Annotated in this window: 3 protein-coding genes; all 3 read left to right on the top strand. The window is 61.9% G+C overall.

All coding sequences use genetic code 11. The features are described 5' to 3' along the window. Nucleotides 1–452, top strand: a 452-nt coding sequence (locus tag DBR24_RS09895) for a CoA transferase subunit A (RefSeq protein WP_146189010.1), incomplete at its 5' end; no start/stop codon positions are given. Between the two features lie 26 nt (nt 453–478). After that, the gene (locus DBR24_RS09890; RefSeq protein WP_025111273.1) at nt 479–1,144 is read left to right on the top strand and encodes a CoA transferase subunit B; all 666 of its coding nucleotides are present in this window, start codon (nt 479–481) and stop codon (nt 1,142–1,144) included. Nucleotides 1,145–1,155: 11 nt separating this feature from the next. Next, the coding region (locus tag DBR24_RS09885) for an acetyl-CoA C-acetyltransferase (RefSeq protein ID WP_128614638.1) at nt 1,156–2,242 on the top strand (1,087 nt) is incomplete at its 3' end.

Raw genomic sequence — 2,242 nt, 5'->3', positions numbered from 1 at the left:
AAAACAAGCTGTTCGAAGAGCAACTGCTCAAGGGCGAGATCGAAGTCATCCTGACCCCGCAAGGCACCCTCGCCGAGAAAATGCGCGCCGGCGGCGCCGGCATTCCGGCCTTCTTCACCGCCACCGGCGTCGGCACCCCAGTGGCCGAAGGCAAGGAAGTGCGTGAATTCAAAGGTCGCAAGTACCTGATGGAAGAGTCCATCACCGGCGACTTCGCCATCGTCAAAGGCTGGAAAGCCGACCATTTCGGCAACGTCATCTACCGCCACACCGCGCAGAACTTCAACCCACTGGCGGCCACCGCCGGCAAGATCACCGTAGTTGAAGTCGAAGAAATCGTTGAACCCGGCGAGCTGGATCCGTCGCAGATCCACACCCCCGGCATCTACGTCGACCGGGTCATTTGCGGCACGTTCGAAAAACGCATCGAACAGCGCACCATCCGCAAATAACTGAAGCCCAGACGGAGAACAACAACATGGCACTTTCCCGCGAACAAATGGCTCAGCGCGTCGCCCGCGAAATGCAGGACGGCTACTACGTGAACCTTGGCATCGGCATTCCGACCCTGGTCGCCAACTACATTCCCGAAGGCATGGAAGTCATGCTGCAATCGGAAAACGGTCTGCTCGGCATGGGGCCTTTTCCAACCGAAGAAACCATTGATGCCGACATGATCAACGCCGGCAAACAGACCGTGACCGCACGTATCGGGGCGTCGATTTTCAACTCCGCCGAATCCTTCGCGATGATCCGCGGCGGGCATGTCGACCTGACCGTGCTGGGGGCGTTCGAAGTCGACGTCGAAGGCAACATCGCCTCGTGGATGATTCCCGGCAAGCTGGTCAAGGGCATGGGCGGCGCCATGGATCTGGTGGCCGGGGCCGACAACATCATCGTGATCATGACCCACGCGTCCAAGGACGGTGAATCCAAACTGCTGTCCAAATGCAGCCTGCCGCTGACCGGTGCCGGTTGCATCAAGCGCGTGCTGACCGACCTGGCTTATCTGGAAATCGAAAATGGCGCTTTTGTCCTCAAGGAACGCGCACCTGGCGTCAGCGTCGAGGAAATCGTCGCCAAAACCGCTGGTAAACTGATCGTCCCGGATCACGTACCGGAAATGCAGTTCGCTGCCCAGTGAGGAATTCGAAAATGCAAGACGTCGTAATTGTTGCCGCCACGCGCACCGCGATCGGCAGTTTCCAGGGCTCCCTGGCCAGCGTGTCCGCGGTGGATCTGGGCGCGGCGGTGATCCGCCAGTTGCTCGAACAAACCGGTCTGGACGGTGCCCAGGTCGATGAAGTGATCATGGGCCAGGTGCTGACTGCCGGCGCCGGCCAGAACCCGGCGCGTCAGGCCGCGATCAAGGCCGGCCTGCCCCACGCCGTACCGGCCATGACCCTGAACAAGGTCTGTGGCTCGGGCCTGAAGGCCCTGCACCTGGGCGCGCAAGCGATCCGTTGCGGTGACGCCGAGGTGATCATCGCCGGCGGTCAGGAGAACATGAGCCTGTCCAACTACGTACTGCCGGGCGCACGCACCGGTCTGCGCATGGGCCATGCGCAAATGGTCGACACCATGATCAGCGATGGCCTGTGGGATGCGTTCAACGATTACCACATGGGCATCACCGCGGAAAACCTGGTCGATAAATACCAGATCAGCCGCGAGCAACAGGACGCTTTCGCCGCAGCCTCGCAGCAGAAAGCCGCTGCCGCCATCGAGGCCGGCCGCTTTGTCGATGAAATCACCCCGATCCTGATTCCCCAGCGCAAAGGCGATCCTGTCGCGTTCAAGGTTGACGAACAACCACGCGGCGACACCACCGCTGAATCGCTGGCGAAACTGCGCCCGGCCTTCAAAAAGGACGGCAGCGTGACGGCCGGCAACGCCTCGTCGCTGAACGACGGCGCCGCTGCGGTGATCCTGATGAGCGCCGAGAAAGCCAAGGCCCTGGGCCTGCCGGTGCTGGCAAAAATTGCCGCCTATGCCAACGCAGGCGTTGATCCGGCGATCATGGGCATCGGTCCGGTCTCGGCCACCCGCCGCTGCCTCGACAAGGCGGGCTGGAACATCGGCCAGCTCGACCTGATCGAAGCCAACGAAGCCTTCGCTGCGCAATCGCTGGCGGTGGCCAAGGATCTGCAATGGGATCTGGACAAGGTCAACGTCAACGGCGGCGCCATCGCCCTCGGTCACCCGATCGGTGCCTCGGGCTGCCGGGTGCTGGTAACCCTGC

Source organism: Pseudomonas sp. HMWF006, assembly GCF_003061205.1.
Lineage (GTDB): Bacteria > Pseudomonadota > Gammaproteobacteria > Pseudomonadales > Pseudomonadaceae > Aquipseudomonas > Aquipseudomonas monsensis.
Note: the sequence above shows the minus strand (reverse complement) of the source record. Positions and strands in the feature narration are given on the sequence as shown.

What these genes read in the sequence shown, in the direction of transcription:
- DBR24_RS09890 (WP_025111273.1), top strand. Translation starts at nt 479, where the DNA reads ATGGCACTTTCCCGCGAACAAATGGCTCAGCGCGTCGCCCGCGAAATG.